The sequence below is a fragment of the Yinghuangia sp. ASG 101 genome, assembly GCF_021165735.1.
In the GTDB taxonomy this organism is placed as follows: domain Bacteria; phylum Actinomycetota; class Actinomycetes; order Streptomycetales; family Streptomycetaceae; genus Yinghuangia.
In genome coordinates, this window is record NZ_CP088911.1 from 5,074,507 (window position 1) to 5,091,153 (window position 16,647).

A 16,647-nucleotide genomic window follows, 5' to 3' on the forward strand; every position below is an offset into this window, starting at 1 on the left:
GCGACCGAACGCCGCTCGGGACGGGGATCGGAAGACCGGAACCCGATCCCATCCCCATTCGGGTCCGCGCTTCGGGCACGAGGTGGACGACCAGCTCGGCCGGGCGGGTGGACAACCCACCGGCAAGGCGCAAGGGATGGAGTTCTGCGTGGACATTGTCGTCAAGGGCCGCAAGACGGATGTGCCCGAGCGGTTCCGCAAACACAGCGTCGAAAAGCTGGAGAAGATCCGCAAGCTCGACGGCAGGGTGATCAGCGTCGACCTTGAGGTGTCGAAGGAACGCAACCCGCGCCTCGCGGATCGCTCGGATCGCGTGGAGATCACGCTGCGGAGCAAGGGCCCGGTCGTCCGGGCCGAGGCGGCGGCGACCGACCCGTACGCCGCGCTCGACCTCGCGATGTCGAAGCTGGAGGCGCAGCTGCGCAAGGCAGCCGACCGCCGCCGCATCCATCGCGGACACCACGCCCCCAAGTCCGTCGGGGCGGTGACCACGGAGCTGAACGGCAGCGCGCGGCTCGGCGGGGCCGATGTCGCCACCGCCGAGGAGCTGGCCGAGGCACCGGCCAAGCGCATGGAGGGATCGATCCAGGTCGACGGCGACGGGCCCCTCGTGGTTCGCGAGAAGGTGCACACCGCGCCGCCGATGACCCTCGACCAGGCGCTCTACGAGATGGAGCTCGTCGGGCACGATTTCTACCTGTTCGTGGACAAGGACTCCGTACTGCCCAGCGTCGTCTACCGGCGCCGCGGCTACGACTACGGCGTCATCCACCTCAGCCCCGAAGGCGCGGACACCGCGTGGGGCACGACCGAGACATGACCGAGTGACACGTGCGGCCCGCCGCCTCGTACGACGCGAGGCGGCGGGCCGCACGGCGGTCGCGGGGACGGGTCGGCCCGCCCGGGGGATTCCGGCCGAGTCCGCGCCGGAACCGGCGAATGGCCGCGAGGGGTGGACGGGCGGCGCCCATGACGTGAAATGCTGGTCCGGATACGCAGCGTGCCGACGGGTCGCCCTGGAAGCGCTTGCCGGCACCGGGCCTACCCGAGGGGGAGTAGACGGTGGGAGGACGCCAGGTGCCCGCGCAACCCGGGCCGCAGGGCCCGCCGCGGGACGAGCCGATCAGAGTCCTCGTGGTGGACGACCACGCGCTGTTCCGGCGCGGCCTGGAGATCGTCCTCGCCGCGGAACCGGACATCGAGGTCGTCGGCGAGGCCGGCGACGGCGCGGAGGCGGTCGAGGCGGCCCAGGATCTGCTGCCCGACATCGTGCTGCTGGACGTCCGCATGCCCCGGCGCGGCGGCATCGAGGCGTGCACGGCGATCAAGGAGGTCGCCCCGAGCGCGCGCATCATCATGCTGACGATGAGCGACGACGAGGCCGACCTCTATGACGCCATCAAGGCCGGCGCGACCGGCTATCTCCTCAAGGAGATATCGACCGACGAGGTCGCCACGGCGATCCGCGCGGTCGCCGACGGCCAGTCGCAGATCAGCCCGTCGATGGCGGCCAAGCTGCTCACCGAGTTCAAGTCGATGATCCAGCGCGACGACGAGCGCCGCCTCGTGCCCGCGCCGCGCCTGACGGACCGGGAGATCGAGGTCCTGCGGCTCGTCGCGACGGGAAAGAACAACCGCGACATAGCGAAGATCCTGTTCATCAGCGAGAACACCGTGAAGAACCACGTCCGCAACATCCTGGAGAAGCTGCAGCTGCACTCCCGGATGGAGGCGGTCGTCTACGCGGTGCGCGAGAAGATCCTCGAGATCCACTGACCCGCCGCGGCCCGCGGGAGCCGGCCGCGGCGGGTCGGTGCGCGTGAGTCGGCAGCCGGGCGCGGGGCGGCCGGGGCGCCGAGCCCCCGGGAGCGCTCAGGCGAGCAGCGCGGCCAGCGGGATCCGGGCCGGCTCGGGGGTGACCTTCTCCAGCCGCACGCTGTCGCAGCCCACCCACGTCGCCGCCTCGCGCAGGGCGTCGGCCATCGCCGCGAGGGTTTTGTCCGCGACGCGCGCCGAGCCGGGCGCGACCTCGAACGACAGCTGCCGGGCGACCAGCGTGCGGCCCTCGCGGGCCGGGTCGACGCGGCCGAGCAGGCGTCCGCCCGCGAGGAGCGGCATGACGAAGTAGCCGTGCTCGCGCTTGGCCTTGGGGACGTACGCCTCAAGGCGGTGCGTGAAGCCGAACACCCGCGCGGTGCGCGGCCGGTCCCACACCAGGGAGTCGAACGGCGACAGCAGCGTGGTGCGGTGGCGGCCCTTGGGCGCCGAGGCCAGTGCGGCCGGGTGTGCCCACGCCGCGACCGGCGGGCTGCCGTGTGAGGCCGCGCGCCGGGGCCCGGCAGCCGTCCGGCGTCCGTGGGCGTCGGCCCAGCCCTCCACCGCGACCGGCACCAGCGGCGTGTGCGGCAGCGCGGTCTCGACCTGGGCGCGGGTGAGGCGGTACTGGTCCATCAGATCGGCGGTGGTGGCGACGCCGAGCTGCCGCCCGGCGAGGTCGACCAGCTCGCGGACGCAGTCCGCGTCGTCGGGGTCACGCGCGAACAGGTCCCCGGGGACGGCGCGTTCGGCCAGGTCGTAGACGCGCTTCCAGCCGGTGCGCCGAACGCACACCACGTCACCGAAGGCCAGCGCCCGTTCGACGGCGATCTTGGTGTCGCTCCAGTCCCACCACTCGCCCTTGTTCTTCGCGCCGCCCAGCTCGGTCGCGGTCAGCGGGCCCTCCGCACGGAGCCGGTCGACCACGGCGCGGTAGGCCTCGGCCGACACCTGGTGCCCCCACAGGTGCCCTCGGTCGCGGTACCGGCGCCTGCGGAACGCGAAGTGCGGCCAGGACGACATCGGCAGCACGCACGCGGCGTGCGACCAGTACTCGAAGGCGACGCCGTTCGCCCAGTACGCCCGCTCGACCGCGGCCCGGCCGACCGCGCCGAGGCGCGCGTACGGCACGAGTTCGTGGGATCGCGCGAGTGTCGAGATGGTGTCCAGTTGGACGGCGCCGAGGCGGCCGAGCACGCCGTACACGCCGGACCGCCGCTCCTGCGCGCCCAGGACGCCCTGGGCGCGCAGGACGATGCGGCGCGCGTCGTCGGCGGTGAGGGTGTGGACGGGCGGGGGCGGGGTCAGGGAAGGCACAGAGGGCACAATAGAACACTTGTTCGCAGGAAGGGTGGGTCTTGGTGCGGCGCGTCGCGGCCCGAAGCAGCCGCCGACGGGAGCACGGCTAGCGTGCCGGGACGGGCGGGTCGGTGGCGAGCCGGGCGTGGAGGTGTTCGTCCAGGAATACGCCGTCGCCGCTCGGGAAGGCCTCGCGCATCACGCCTTCGAGTGCAAATCCGCAGCGCCGGGCGACCGCGCACGACGCCGTGTTGGCCACCGCGTGGGTCAGCGAGATCCGGTGCAGCCCCAGCGCGCCGAAGGCCCACCGCGTCGCGGTGCCCACCGCGTGCGTCGCGATCCCCGCGCCGCGCGCGTGCGGCATCACCCAGTAGCCGACCTCCGCGCAGGCCTGCGTGGTGTCGATGTGCTGCACGCTCACGTCGCCGAGAACGTCCCCGGTCACCGCGTCCATCACGAGGAAGCAGGCGTGGCGGCCCTCGGCCCAGAACCCGACGCGTCTGCGCAGCCACTCGTGCGGATCGCCGCGGGTGTCGTCGCCGGGCGGGCTCGGCGCCCGCCAGCGCCGGATGTCGGGATCGCCGAGCGCGACCCGGGCGGCCTCGATGTCCCCGAGGCTCCACGGGCGGAGCTGGTACTTGCCGGCGGCGATCTCCACGGGTTCCATGGCCCACATTGTGCCTGGGTGCGCGTGCCTCCCGGCGGCTTGCGTCCTCGCATACCATGGCTCCATCGGTGGGCGGGCCCCGCCGTGCCGTCACGCGGAGGCGAGGCGGGCGCCGCTCGGCAAGGAGACTCACACAGCGTGTCCATCTTCGACAAGGTCCTGCGCGCCGGCGAGGGCAAGATCCTGCGCAAGCTCAACCGCATCGCGGATCAGGTCGACTCGATCGAAGAGGACTTCACGAACCTCTCGGACGCCGAGCTGCGCGCGCTGACCGACGAGTACAAGGAGCGGTACGCCGAGGGTGAATCGCTCGACGACCTGCTCCCCGAGGCCTTCGCGACGGTCCGCGAGGCCGCGCGCCGCACACTCGGCCAGCGCCACTACAAGGTCCAGCTCATGGGCGGCGCCGCGCTGCACCTGGGCAACATCGCCGAGATGCGCACCGGTGAGGGCAAGACGCTGGTGTCGACGCTGCCGGCGTACCTCAACGCCCTCGCCGGCAAGGGCGTGCACGTCGTCACGGTCAACGACTACCTCGCCGAGCGCGACTCGGAGTGGATGGGCCGGGTGCACCGCTTCCTCGGCCTGGAGGTCGGCTGCATCCTCGCGAACATGCCGCCGCACGAGCGCCGCAAGGCCTACAACTGCGACATCACGTACGGCACCAACAACGAGTTCGGCTTCGACTACCTGCGCGACAACATGGCGTGGAGCCAGGACGAGCTGGTCCAGCGCGGCCACTTCTTCGCGGTCGTCGACGAGGTCGACTCGATCCTCATCGACGAGGCGCGTACGCCGCTGATCATCTCCGGTCCGGCCGACCAGGCCACCAAGTGGTACGCCGACTTCGCCAAGCTCGTGACGCGTCTGCGCCGCGCGGAGCCGACCACCGACGGGTCGACGCCCGACGGCGACTACGAGGTCGACGAGAAGAAGCGCACGGTCGGCATCCTGGAGGCCGGTGTCGCGCGCGTCGAGGACTACCTGGGCATCGACAACCTCTACGAGGCGGTCAACACGCCGCTGGTCGGCTACCTCAACAACGCGATCAAGGCCAAGGAGCTGTACAAGCGCGACAAGGAGTACGTCGTCGTTGACGGCGAGGTCCTGATCGTCGACGAGCACACCGGCCGCATCCTCGCGGGCCGCCGCTACAACGAGGGCATGCACCAGGCGATCGAGGCGAAGGAAGGGGTGGACATCAAGGACGAGAACCAGACGCTCGCGACGATCACCCTGCAGAACTTCTTCCGCCTCTACGACAAGCTGGGCGGCATGACCGGTACGGCCATGACCGAGGCCGCCGAGTTCCACCAGATCTACAAGCTCGGCGTCGTGCCGATCCCGACGCACCGCAGCGTGCAGCGCGTGGACCAGTCCGACCTCGTCTACAAGACCGAGGAGGCGAAGTTCGCCGCGGTCGTCGACGACATCGTCGAGAAGCACGAGAAGGGCCAGCCGGTCCTGGTCGGCACCACGAGCGTGGAGAAGTCGGAGTACCTCTCCAACCAGCTGCGCAAGCGCGGCGTCCCGCACGAGGTCCTCAACGCGAAGCACCACGAGCGCGAGGCGGAGATCGTCGCGCAGGGGGGCCGCAAGGGCGCCGTCACCGTCGCGACCAACATGGCGGGCCGCGGCACCGACATCATGCTCGGCGGCAACCCCGACCACCTGGCCTCGGCCGAGCTGGCCCAGCGCGGCCTGACCCCGGCCGAGACGCCGGACGAGTACGAGCAGGCGTGGCCGGACGCGCTCGCCAAGGCCAAGAAGGCCGTCAAGGTCGAGCACGAGGAGGTCACCGAGCTCGGCGGCCTGTATGTGTTGGGCACCGAGCGCCACGAGTCGCGCCGCATCGACAACCAGCTCCGCGGCCGGTCCGGCCGTCAGGGCGACCCCGGCGAGTCGCGGTTCTACCTGTCCCTCGGCGACGACCTGATGCGCCTGTTCAAGGCCAACATCGTCGAGCGAGTGCTGACGATGGCCAACATCCCCGAGGACGTGCCGATCGAGTCGAAGATGGTGTCCAACGCCATCAAGTCCGCGCAGACCCAGGTCGAGCAGCAGAACTTCGAGATCCGCAAGAACGTCCTCAAATACGACGAGGTCCTGAACCGGCAGCGCGAGGTCATCTACGGCGAGCGCCGCCGCGTGCTCGACGGCGAGGACCTGCACGAGCAGGTGCGGCACTTCATCGACGACACGATCGACGCGTACGTCACGGGCGCCACCGAGGGCTTCGCCGAGGAGTGGGACCTCGAGAAGCTGTGGACGAACCTCAAGCAGCTCTACCCGGTGAGCATCGACATCGAAGAGCTTGAAGAGGAGGTCGGCGACCGCGCCGGGCTCGACGCCGACTTCCTCACGGAGCAGCTCCAGGCCGACGCGCAGGCGTCGTACGACGAGCGCGAGGAGAAGCTGGGCGCCGAGGTCATGCGCGAGCTCGAGCGCCGCGTCGTCCTGTCGGTGCTGGACCGCCGCTGGCGCGAGCACCTGTACGAGATGGACTACCTCCAGGAGGGCATCGGCCTGCGGGCGATGGCGCAGCGCGACCCGCTGGTCGAGTACCAGCGCGAGGGCTTCGACATGTTCAACGCCATGATGGAGGGCATCAAGGAGGAGTCGGTCGGCTACCTCTTCAACGTCGAGGTCCAGATCGAGCAGGTCCCCGAGGCCCCCGCCGCCGCCCCGGCCATCTCGATCGACAAGGCCCAGGCGATGCCGCAGATCCAGGCGAAGGGCCTGGAGGCGCCGCAGCGGCCGAGCCACCTGTCGTACAGCGCCCCGACGGTCGACGGCGACGGCGGCGTGGTGACGACCGAGGAAGACGTCGACGAGGACGCGATCCCCGTGCAGCAGGGCAGCACCCGCGCGGAGCGCCGCCGTGCCCAGCGGGCCGCCCGCAAGAAGAAGCGCTGACCGGCGCGATCCGCCGGACGCCTCCGGGCCCGCCACACCACGGTGTGGGCGGGCCCGGAGGCGTTTTGTGTGCGGGCCGGGCCGTGTCTTGTGGGATCTCGGTACGGCTGCCGCTCCGCCGGGGCCGTCATGGCCCCGGGGGACGTCTTGCTACCGCGATCCGCGATCCGCGATCCGCGGAACACGGCCCGGGTCCGCTCGGCGCCCGCGAAGGCGAGGCGGCTGCGGTGCCGCCGCATCGGGCGTGTTCTCCGCCGCGCCAGGCGCGTGAGGGCCGCCTTGCCGCCTTCAGGCGGGCGGGTGGGTTCGCCGCTCGCCCGTCGGTGCGTTCAGCGGTGGTGGAGGGCCGTGCAGACCCAGATGGGCGGGCGGTTGGGGCGGGTTCGCGGGGTTCGGCGGTCGAGGCGTACGGCGACGGCCTGGAAGCGGTCGGGGCCCGTCAGGCGGAGGCGGAGGAAGCCCTCCGCGGTGTTGTCGGTCGGTGCGGTGGCGTTGGAGGCCACGAGGGACACTCCCGCGACCCGGCGTGCGCCGAGGTCCCGGCGCAGGCGGGCGACGCGTTCGCGGACCTCGGGGGTGACGCGGTCGCTGAGCTGGCGCAGGGCGCGTGCCCCGGACAGGACTTCGGCGAGGGCGACGGCGAACCGGTGCACTTGGCGTCGCGCCTCGGCGGGGTCGGGTTCGTGCGGTGTGGCGCGGGCGGGCGCACCCACCAGCCGCAGGAACGGCCGCTCGGGCTCCGGCGGGTGTACGGGGAACGGGATGACGGCGGCGCCGGCCGGCACGTACTCCGGTTCGTCGTCGGGTTCGCACCGGGGAACGCGCAGGACGCGCAGCGGGGGCAGGGGCGCGCCCGGGACGATCTCCTCGATGCCGCCGGTGAGCGCGGCGATCCCCGCGGGCGTCCGGACGATTTCGAGTCGCGGGACGGTCGCGGGGATCGCCCCCGCCCCCACGTCGGTGCCTGCGCCGCCCGGATTGCCGCGAGCCGCCCCGCCGTCGCGTCCGACGGCGGGGTTGCGCGTGCCGCGCGGTGCCGCGACGGCCCGCGGCGCCGGTTCCGGGTGGCCGGTGTCGAACCCGACGGCGGCCGTGCGGTTCGCCGTCGGCCGCAGCGGGCGGGCGGCGGGGGCGTCGACCGGGACCGCGGGTGTGGTGCCGTCCGTCGTCTTCCTCGGTGGGCCCGAGGCTGTGCGGTGGCCCGCCGACGCGTGGGCGGGTTCGCGTAGGGCGCGGTTCGCCGCCGCGCGCCGCGATCGCGTGCCGGCGGCGCCCGTCTGCCCCGCGGGCTTGGTGTGGTGCTGGACCATGGGTCCTCCCCGTTGTGCCGAATGCGCGGTCGGGCCGGGGAGCGGGCGGCGGCGATTCCCCCGTCGCGCGGCCACCCCCCGGGGCCGCCGCTATGGGGCATTTGCTACCTCGCGCGCGGGAGCCGAGTCAAAACAGCGAGTTGGGGTTTCGGAGTGCGCCATCGGCTTCCCGCGCGCGGGCGTACGCCGGGACAAAAACGATCGAACCCATGGAATCCTCCGACCGGACCCGACCGGTGGGCGCGGGCTGACCTCGTACGATGCACTGCGGTGGGTCCGGCCGATTCACCGTCGGATTCATACGTACGGGCGCCGCCCGGACCGCCCCACCTCCAGGAGCCCAGATGCGCGTGTACATCCCCTCGACGCCGACCGCGCTGGCCGGAGTGCAGCGGGAGAACGGCGTCGGCCCGGCACCCGTGGGGGCGTGGGCCGTGACCGCCGGCCTGCGGGTCTGGTGCGGCACCGACAACGACGAGGAACTGGAGTACGCCGCAACGGTGTTGGCCGGTCGGGCATCGCTCGCGCTGATCGCCGGCGCGTCCGAGGGGCCCCCGCGCCGCGTGGTCCTGGTCGCCGAGGTCCCCGACACGATCGTCCGTGAGGACGCGGGGCTCGGCCCCGGAGCGGTGTCGGTCGGCGGCACGATCCCCCTCAAGCGCGTCGCGGCCGTCCACCTGGACGCGGCGGAGGCCGAGGACGCCGTACGGGCCGCCCTCGGCGTGCTCGACGCGGCCGACGCGGGCGACGAGGCCGCCGAGGCGCTGGTCGAGGCGGTCGAGGAACACGAACTGCTGTGGTTCGCGACCCAGGAACTGCCGGGTCTCGTGGCCGCGGTCGACTCCGCGTGATCAGACAGAATCCCACTGTGCTCGCCCGGGCGGTCATCGGCCGTGAGACACCGGCGCAAGTGCGGCGCGAACCGGGCACAATGCCTGGATGAGTACGTCGCGCGTCCGGCACATCGTGTGGGACTGGAACAGCACGCTCTTCCACGACATCGACGCGGTCATCTCGGCCACCAACGACTCCTTCGCGGCCTGCGGCATCCCGCCCATCACGCTGGAGCGCTACCGCGAGCTGTACTGCGTCCCCGTGCCCAAGTTCTACGAGAAGGTCACCGGCCGGGTGCCGGGCCCCGACGAATGGGCCGTCCTCGACGCGATGTTCCAGGAGTCGTACGCACGGCACGCGGCGGCGTGCGCGCTCACCCCCGGCGCCGACGGGCTGCTCGGCGCGTGGCAGCGCGCCGGTCGCACGCAGTCGCTGCTGTCGCTGACCGACCACGACGTCCTCCTGCCGTTCGTACGCCGCTTCGCGATCGACGACTTCTTCCTGCGCGTCGACGGCCGGGTCGGGCCGCCGGGCGGCGGCAAGGCCGAACACCTCGCCCGGCACCTGGCCGCGCTCGACGCCGACCCGTCGACGATCGTGCTGATCGGCGACGCCGCGGACGACGCCCACGCCGCACGCGAGGTCGGGGCCTCGGCGGTGCTGTACACGGGCGGTTCGCACTCGCGCGCGAGTCTGGAGCAGGCGGGCGTCCCCGTCGTCGACACGCTCGCGGAGGCCGTGGCGCTGGCCGAGCGCTGACGCCACCCGAACGCCGCCGCGTTCCCGTACGGAGTGCGTCATAACTCGGCAAACCGGGCAACCCGGGGGCATGGATGCTGTCACGAATGTTCCCGAGCCGGTCAACGAGCCGGTGCACACCTACGCGCCCGGAAGCCCGGAGCGCGCCCGGCTGGAGGCGGAACTGCGCCGCCAGGAGTCCGAGCCCGTCGAGATGCGGCAGACCATCGGCGGCGAGCAGTCGTGGGGCGGCGGTCTGCGCGTGGACGTCGTGCAGCCGCATCGCCACCGCGCCCTGCTGGGGGTGTTCGCGTCCGCGACGCAGGAGGACGCGCGGCGCGCGGCGGACGCGGCCAAGGCGGCGGCCCCGGACTGGCGGGCGATGGATTTCGACGACCGGGCCGCGGTGTTCCTGCGCGCGGCCGACCTGCTCGCCGGGCCGTGGCGCGAGCGCGTCGCGGCGGCGACGATGCTCGGGCAGTCCAAGACCGCGCAGCAGGCGGAGATCGACGCGCCCTGCGAGCTGGTCGACTTCTGGCGGTTCAACGTCGCTTTCGCGCGGCGCATTCTGGCCGACCAGCCGGGCAGTTCGCCGGGCGTGTGGAACCGGGCGGACCACCGGCCGCTGGACGGATTCGTCTACGCGGTCACCCCGTTCAACTTCAGTGCGATCGCGGGCAACCTGCCCACCGCGCCCGCCCTGATGGGCAACACCGTCGTGTGGAAGCCGGCGCCCACGCAGATGGCGGCGGCGTGGCAGATCATGCGCCTGCTGGAGGAGGCCGGCCTTCCCCCCGGCGTCGTGAACATGCTCGCGGGGGACGGCGCCGCGGTGTCGGAAGTCGTCCTGGCCGACCCGGATTTCGCGGGCCTGCACTTCACCGGGTCACCGGGGACGTTCCACCGCCTGTGGTCGACGATCGGTGCCAACATCGCCCGGTACCGGGCGTATCCGCGGATCGTGGGGGAGACCGGCGGCAAGGACTTCGTCGTCGCCCACGCGTCGGCCGACCCCGCGGTGCTGAAGACCGCGCTGGTACGCGGCGCGTTCGAGTACCAGGGCCAGAAGTGCAGTGCCGCGTCGCGCGCCTACCTGCCGAGGTCGCTGTGGGACGGCGGCTTCCGCGACGAACTGGTCGCCGAGGTCGAGTCGTTGGCCGTCGGCGACGTGACCGACCTCGCGAACTTCATGGGCGCGCTGATCGACGAGCGCGCGTACGCCAAGAACAAGGCCGCGATCGACCGCGCGCACGCGACCGACGGCATCGAGGTGGCCGCGGGCGGCACCTGCGACGCCGAGACCGGCTACTTCGTCCGGCCCACGGTGCTGGTCTGCGACGATCCGACCGACGAGGTCTTCACCACCGAGTACTTCGGGCCGATCCTCGCCGTCCACGTCTACGACGACGCCGCGTGGGAGCCGATGCTGCGGCAGATGGAGTCGGTCGCTCCGTACGCGCTGACCGGATCGGTGATCGCCCGCGACCGCGCGGCCCTCGCGCACGCCACCGAGGTGCTGCGCTTCGCCGCCGGCAACCTCTACCTCAACGACAAGCCCACCGGCGCCGTCGTCGGCCAGCAGCCCTTCGGCGGCAGCCGCGCCTCCGGCACCAACGACAAGGCCGGTTCGCCGCAGAACCTCATGCGCTGGACGAGCACCCGGATCGTCAAGGAGACGTTCGTCCCGGCCACCGACCACCGCTATCCGCATATGGAGCGCGATCTGGCCGGACAGGTCTCCCGGTTCGCCGACGACGTCAAGGACGCGTTCCGGGGCAGGCCCTGACGGGCCGTCCGGCCGTGCGATATAGCGGCGTTCCCGGCATTCCGCGCCGGACAACCGGATGTCCACTTGACGCGTTGTCGTAGCGTTCCGGGGATTTCCTGACAGCCTGCGTCCGGGCCTGTGGACAACCCCCCGCCCCCTCGGCACGAGGCGCGGGTAGCCTGGCGGGCGTGGGGTGACCCTCGACCCGCAACGTACGCCACCACGGTCGAGCCGTCGGGACAATGGGGTCCCGGGGGCCCGCTGGTGCGGGCGCACTGCTGTCCGAGGGCCCGCATGACAGGAGTCAATCGGTCACGCAACGGCGCGCGACGGGAGCAAAGGCATCATGCAGAGCAAGCTGGACGAGGCGAAAGCAGATCTGCTGGCCCGGGCGGCGGAGGCGGCCCGGCAGGCATCGTCACAGCACGGAGGCGGCGAGAGCGCGGGCGACATCGACCTCGATGTCCTGCTGCGGCGCTATTACCGGCACACGGCACCGGACGACCTGGTCGGCCGCGACCCGGTGGACATCTACGGCGCGGCGATCTCGCACTGCCGCCTCGCGGCGGCACGTCCCCAGGGCACGGCGAAAGTGCGCGTCTTCACGCCCACCGTGGAGGAGAACGGCTGGTCGTCGGGTCACACGGTCGTACAGATCGTGACCGACGACATGCCCTTCCTGGTCGACTCGATCACCAACGAACTCTCCCGCCAGGACCGGGCGATCCACGTCGTCATCCACCCGCAGCTCGTGGTCCGCCGCGACATCACCGGCAACCTCACGGAGATCCTGGACACCTCCGACGCCGGGGCGGTCCCCGACGACGCCGTGGTCGAGTCGTGGATGCACGTCGAGATCGACCGCGAGAGCGACCGCGACGACATCCACGCGATGGAGGAGAGCCTCCGGCAGATCATGAACGACGTCCGCGAGGTCGTCGAGGACTGGGCCAAGATGCGCGGCACGGCGGTGCGGATCGCCGACGAGCTGGCCGAGAACCCCCCGGTCCTGCCGGGCGAGGAGATCGGCGAGGCCTGGGAGCTGCTGCGCTGGCTCGCGGAGGACCACTTCACCTTCCTCGGCTACCGCGAGTACGATCTCGTGACGATCGACGGCGAGGACCAGCTGCGGGCGATCCCCGGCACGGGCCTCGGCCTGCTGCGGCCCGACCAGGACATGTCCGCGTCCTTCAGCCGGCTCTCGCCGCAGGCACGCACGAAGGCGCGGGAGAAGAAGCTCCTCATTCTGACCAAGGCCAACTCCCGTTCGACGGTCCACCGCCGCTCGTACCTCGACTACGTCGGCGTCAAGAAGTTCGACGCCGACGGCAACGTGATCGGCGAGCGCCGCTTCCTGGGCCTGTTCGGATCGCTGGTCTACACCGAGAGCGTCACCCGGATCCCGGTCGTGCGGCGCAAGGTGCAGAACGTCCTGGAGCGGGCCGGCTTCCCGCCCGCCAGCCACGACGGCCGCGACCTCCTGCAGATCCTGGAGACGTACCCGCGCGACGACCTGTTCCAGATCCAGGTCCCCGAGCTGTACGACATCGGCATCGCCGTCCTCCACCTCCAAGAGCGCCGCCGCCTGCGGCTGTTCCTGCGCAAGGACGAGTACGGCCGCTTCTACTCCGCGCTCGTCTACCTGCCGCGCGACCGCTACACCACCGAGATCCGCCTGCGCATGCAGGACATCCTGCTGCGCGAACTCGGCGGATCGGTCATCACCTTCACCGCCCGCAACACCGAATCGGTGCTCGCCCGGCTGCACTTCACCGTGCGGGTGCCGCAGGGCTCCACACTCGGCGACCCGGACGTCGAGCACATCGAGCGCCTGCTCGCCGCCGCGACGCGGTCGTGGGCCGACGACTTCGCCGAGGCGCTGGTCAGCGAGTGCGGCGAGGAACCGGCCGCCGAGCTGTCGCGCGCGTACGCCCGGGCGTTCAGCGAGGGCTACAAGGCGGAGTACACACCGCGCGCCGCCGTCGCCGACCTGCGCCGCATCGAGGCGCTCAACCCCGACCCGGACGTCGCGGACTTCACCCTCAACCTGTACCAGCCCGTCGGGGCGCTGCCGGGGGAGCGGCGCTTCAAGATCTACCGCACCGGCGGACCGCTGTCGCTGTCCCAGGTGCTGCCCATCCTCCAGCGCATGGGCATCGAGGTCGTCGACGAGCGGCCCCACGAACTGCGCCGTGCCGACGGCCGCGTGGCGTGGGTGTACGACTTCGGGATCCGCCACGACCCGACGCTCGAAGCCGGCGACGACGTCAAGGAGCTGTTCCAGGAGGCGTTCGCCGCGGTCTGGACCGGCAAGGCCGAATCGGACGGCTTCAACGCGCTCGTCCTGCGCGCCGGGCTGACGTGGCGGCAGGCGATGGTCCTGCGCGCGTACGCCAAATACCTGCGCCAGGCCGGGTCGACGTTCAGCCAGGACTACATCGAGGACGCGCTCGTCGGCAACGTGCACATCTCGCGCCTGCTGGTGAACCTCTTCGAGGCGCGCTTCTCGCCCCGCCACCAGCACGCCGGCATCGAACTGGTCGACAGCATGGTCGAGGAGCTGGAAGGCGCGCTGGACCAGGTCGCGAGCCTCGACGAGGACCGCATCCTGCGCTCCTTCGTGTCGATGGTCCGCGCGACGCTGCGCACCAACTTCTTCCAGAAGTCCGACGAGGGCGAGCCGCGCGACTACCTCGCGCTCAAATTCGACCCGCTCGCCATCCCCGACCTCCCGGCGCCGCGCCCGAAGTTCGAGATCTACGTGTACTCGCCGCGCGTCGAGGGCGTGCACCTGCGCTTCGGCGCCGTCGCACGCGGCGGGCTGCGCTGGTCCGACCGGCGCGAGGACTTCCGCACCGAGGTCCTGGGCCTGGTCAAGGCGCAGATGGTGAAGAACACCGTCATCGTCCCGGTGGGCGCCAAGGGCGGATTCGTTGCCAAGCGCCTCCCCGACCCGCAGGTCAACCGCGAGGCGTGGCTCGCCGAAGGCATCGCCTGCTACCGCACGTTCATCTCCGGGCTGCTCGACATCACCGACAATATGGTCGGCGGGAAGGTCGTGCCGCCGAAGGGCGTCGTGCGCCACGACGGCGACGACACCTACCTGGTGGTCGCCGCCGACAAGGGCACCGCGACGTTCTCGGACATCGCCAACGAGGTCGCGGGCTCGTACGGGTTCTGGCTCGGCGACGCGTTCGCCTCCGGCGGCTCGGCGGGCTACGACCACAAGGGCATGGGCATCACCGCGCGCGGCGCGTGGGAGTCGGTCAAGCGGCACTTCCGCGAACTCGGCCACGACGCGCAGACCGAGGACTTCACGGTCGTCGGCATCGGCGACATGTCCGGCGACGTGTTCGGCAACGGCATGCTGCTGTCCGAACACATCCGGCTGGTCGCGGCGTTCGACCACCGGCACATCTTCCTCGACCCCGACCCGGACGCCGCCGTGTCCTACGCCGAGCGCCGCCGCCTGTTCGAACTGCCGCGCAGCTCCTGGGCCGACTACAACGCCGACCTGATCTCCGCAGGCGGCGGGGTGTTCCCGCGCAGCGCGAAGTCGGTCGTGATCAGCCCGCAGGTCCGGGCGAGCCTGGGGCTGCCCGCCGAGGTCACCCGCCTGTCCCCGGCCGAGCTGATGCGGGCCGTCCTCAAGGCGCCGGTCGACCTGTTCTGGAACGGCGGCATCGGTACGTACGTCAAGGCCTCCACCGAGTCGAACGCCGACGTCGGCGACAAGGCCAACGACGCCATCCGCGTCGACGGCGCCGACCTGCGCACGAAGGTGGTCGGCGAGGGCGGCAACCTGGGCTGCACGCAGCTCGGCCGCGTCGAATACGCCCTGGGCGGCGGCCGGATCAACACCGACGCCATCGACAACTCGGCCGGTGTGGACACCTCCGACCACGAGGTCAACATCAAGATCCTGCTCGGCCAGGTGGTCACGGCCGGCGACATGACCGAGAAGCAGCGCAACACGCTCCTGGCCAAGATGACCGACGAGGTCGGTCGGCTCGTCCTGGAGAACAACTACGAGCAGAACTACGCGCTCGCCAACGCGGTCGCCCAGGCGCCGTCGCTGCTGCACGTGCACATGCGCTACCTGCGCAAGCTGGTCCGCGACGGGCACCTCAACCGCGAGATCGAATTCCTGCCGACGGACCGCCAGTTGCGCGAACGCCAGCAGGCCGGCATCGGGCTGACCGGGCCGGAGCTGGCCGTGCTGCTGGCATACACGAAGATCGTGTTCGCCGGGGAGCTGCTGGCCTCCGACCTGCCGGACGACCCGTACCTGCACGGCGAGTTGCACCGGTACTTCCCGAGCGCGCTGCGGGAGAAGTTCGGCCCGCAGATCGACGCGCACGCGCTGCGCCGCGAGATCGTCACCACGCGCGTGGTGAACGACCTGGTCAACCTGGGCGGGATCTCGTTCATCTTCCGCCTCCGCGAGGAGAGCGGCGCGGCACCGGCCGAGGTCGCGCGGGCCCACCTGGCGGCGCGGCAGATCTTCCGCGCCGACGAGATCCTGGACCAGATCAAGGCCCTCGACAACCAGGTGCCGGCGTCCGTGCAGACCAGGATGCGCCTGCACATGCGGCGGCTGGTCGAGCGGTCCACGCGGTGGATGCTCGCCAACCGGCGCGAGATCGACATCGCCGCGCAGATCGCGTTCTTCTCGGACGGCGTCGCCGACGTCGTCGCCCACCTGCCGAAGCTGCTGCGCGGCAGCGACCAGGCGTGGATGGACAAGATGTACGCCGAGTTCACCGAGGCGGGGGTCCCCCACGACCTCGCGACGGTGGCCGCCGGGTTCTCCACGTCGTACGCCGCGCTCGACATCGTTGAGGTGGCCCGCGACTCCGGGCACGGCGTCATCGAGGTCGCCGAGGTCTACTTCGACCTCGCGGACCGCCTGCCGATCGCGTACCTCCTCGAACGCATCGTCGAACTGCCGCGGGACGACCGCTGGAAGTCGATGGCACGGGCGTCGCTGCGCGAGGACCTGTACGCGGCGCAGGCCGGCCTGACGTTCGACGTCCTGTCGTCCGGCGCCCCGGACGCGACGCCGGAACTGCGGTTCAAGGCCTGGGAGGACAAGAACATCTCGGTGATCAACCGGGCCCGGACGACGCTGGAGGAGCTGCGGGAGGCGGAGTCGTACGACCTCGCGACCCTGTCGGTGGCGATGCGGGTGATCCGCACGCTGCTGCGCAGCGGGAGCATGACCTAGCGGGGAGAGCGGGGATTGGCGCGCGGGGCCCGTCAGCGGGCCCCGCGCGGCATGTCCGGGTGCTGACGGGCCC

The 16,647-nt window shown here is 71.6% G+C and carries 10 protein-coding genes; 7 read left to right on the forward strand and 3 right to left on the reverse strand.

The features are described from left to right. Positions 1-148: 148 nt before the first annotated feature. Positions 149-820 (forward strand): ribosome hibernation-promoting factor, HPF/YfiA family, encoded by a 672-nt coding sequence (hpf, locus tag LO772_RS21835; protein ID WP_231773721.1) that lies wholly within the window; start codon positions 149-151, stop codon positions 818-820. 257 nt (positions 821-1,077) lie between these two features. Then, positions 1,078-1,776, forward strand: a complete 699-nt coding sequence (locus LO772_RS21840) for a response regulator (protein ID WP_231773722.1) — start codon at positions 1,078-1,080, stop codon at positions 1,774-1,776. Positions 1,777-1,872: 96 nt separating this feature from the next. Here LO772_RS21840 and LO772_RS21845 read toward each other — a convergent pair whose 3' ends face one another. Then, entirely contained in the window at positions 1,873-3,132 is a 1,260-nt protein-coding gene (locus LO772_RS21845) for a winged helix-turn-helix domain-containing protein (RefSeq protein WP_231773723.1), read from the reverse strand. An 88-nt stretch (positions 3,133-3,220) separates the two neighbouring features. Continuing rightward, positions 3,221-3,781, reverse strand: coding sequence for a GNAT family N-acetyltransferase (locus LO772_RS21850; protein WP_231773724.1), 561 nt, complete (start codon positions 3,779-3,781; stop codon positions 3,221-3,223). Positions 3,782-3,919: 138 nt separating this feature from the next. Here LO772_RS21850 and secA point away from each other — a divergent pair, with 138 nt between their 5' ends. Continuing rightward, the gene (gene secA / locus LO772_RS21855) at positions 3,920-6,697 is read left to right on the forward strand and encodes a preprotein translocase subunit SecA (RefSeq protein WP_231773725.1); all 2,778 of its coding nucleotides are present in this window, start codon (positions 3,920-3,922) and stop codon (positions 6,695-6,697) included. Between the two features lie 329 nt (positions 6,698-7,026). On the opposite strand, the gene LO772_RS21860 is transcribed toward secA, so the two are convergent. Continuing rightward, positions 7,027-8,007 (reverse strand): Rv3235 family protein, encoded by a 981-nt coding sequence (locus LO772_RS21860; protein WP_231773726.1) that lies wholly within the window; start codon positions 8,005-8,007, stop codon positions 7,027-7,029. Between the two features lie 344 nt (positions 8,008-8,351). On the opposite strand from LO772_RS21860, the gene LO772_RS21865 reads away from it, so the two are divergent. The 4 genes from LO772_RS21865 to LO772_RS21880 all read left to right on the forward strand — a co-directional run bounded on the left by LO772_RS21865 (position 8,352) and on the right by LO772_RS21880 (position 16,574). Next, the gene (locus tag LO772_RS21865; protein ID WP_231773727.1) at positions 8,352-8,858 is read left to right on the forward strand and encodes a DUF6912 family protein; all 507 of its coding nucleotides are present in this window, start codon (positions 8,352-8,354) and stop codon (positions 8,856-8,858) included. Between the two features lie 88 nt (positions 8,859-8,946). Then, positions 8,947-9,600, forward strand: coding sequence for an HAD family hydrolase (locus tag LO772_RS21870; protein WP_231773728.1), 654 nt, complete (start codon positions 8,947-8,949; stop codon positions 9,598-9,600). A gap of 70 nt (positions 9,601-9,670) precedes the next feature. After that, positions 9,671-11,365, forward strand: coding sequence for an L-glutamate gamma-semialdehyde dehydrogenase (gene pruA, locus LO772_RS21875; protein ID WP_231773729.1), 1,695 nt, complete (start codon positions 9,671-9,673; stop codon positions 11,363-11,365). A 328-nt stretch (positions 11,366-11,693) separates the two neighbouring features. Beyond that, a complete protein-coding gene (locus LO772_RS21880) occupies positions 11,694-16,574 on the forward strand; it encodes an NAD-glutamate dehydrogenase (RefSeq protein WP_231773730.1) in 4,881 nt (1,626 codons plus the stop codon). Positions 16,575-16,647: the final 73 nt, after the last annotated feature.

Excerpts from the sequence above, each read along its gene's own strand:
- LO772_RS21850 (WP_231773724.1), bottom strand. The coding sequence starts at position 3,781 with ATGGAACCCGTGGAGATCGCCGCCGGCAAGTACCAGCTCCGCCCGTGG.
- LO772_RS21860 (WP_231773726.1), bottom strand. The coding sequence starts at position 8,007 with ATGGTCCAGCACCACACCAAGCCCGCGGGGCAGACGGGCGCCGCCGGC.
- LO772_RS21865 (WP_231773727.1), top strand. The coding sequence starts at position 8,352 with ATGCGCGTGTACATCCCCTCGACGCCGACCGCGCTGGCCGGAGTGCAG.
- LO772_RS21870 (WP_231773728.1), top strand. The coding sequence starts at position 8,947 with ATGAGTACGTCGCGCGTCCGGCACATCGTGTGGGACTGGAACAGCACG.
- pruA (WP_231773729.1), top strand. The coding sequence starts at position 9,671 with ATGGATGCTGTCACGAATGTTCCCGAGCCGGTCAACGAGCCGGTGCAC.
- LO772_RS21880 (WP_231773730.1), top strand. The coding sequence starts at position 11,694 with ATGCAGAGCAAGCTGGACGAGGCGAAAGCAGATCTGCTGGCCCGGGCG.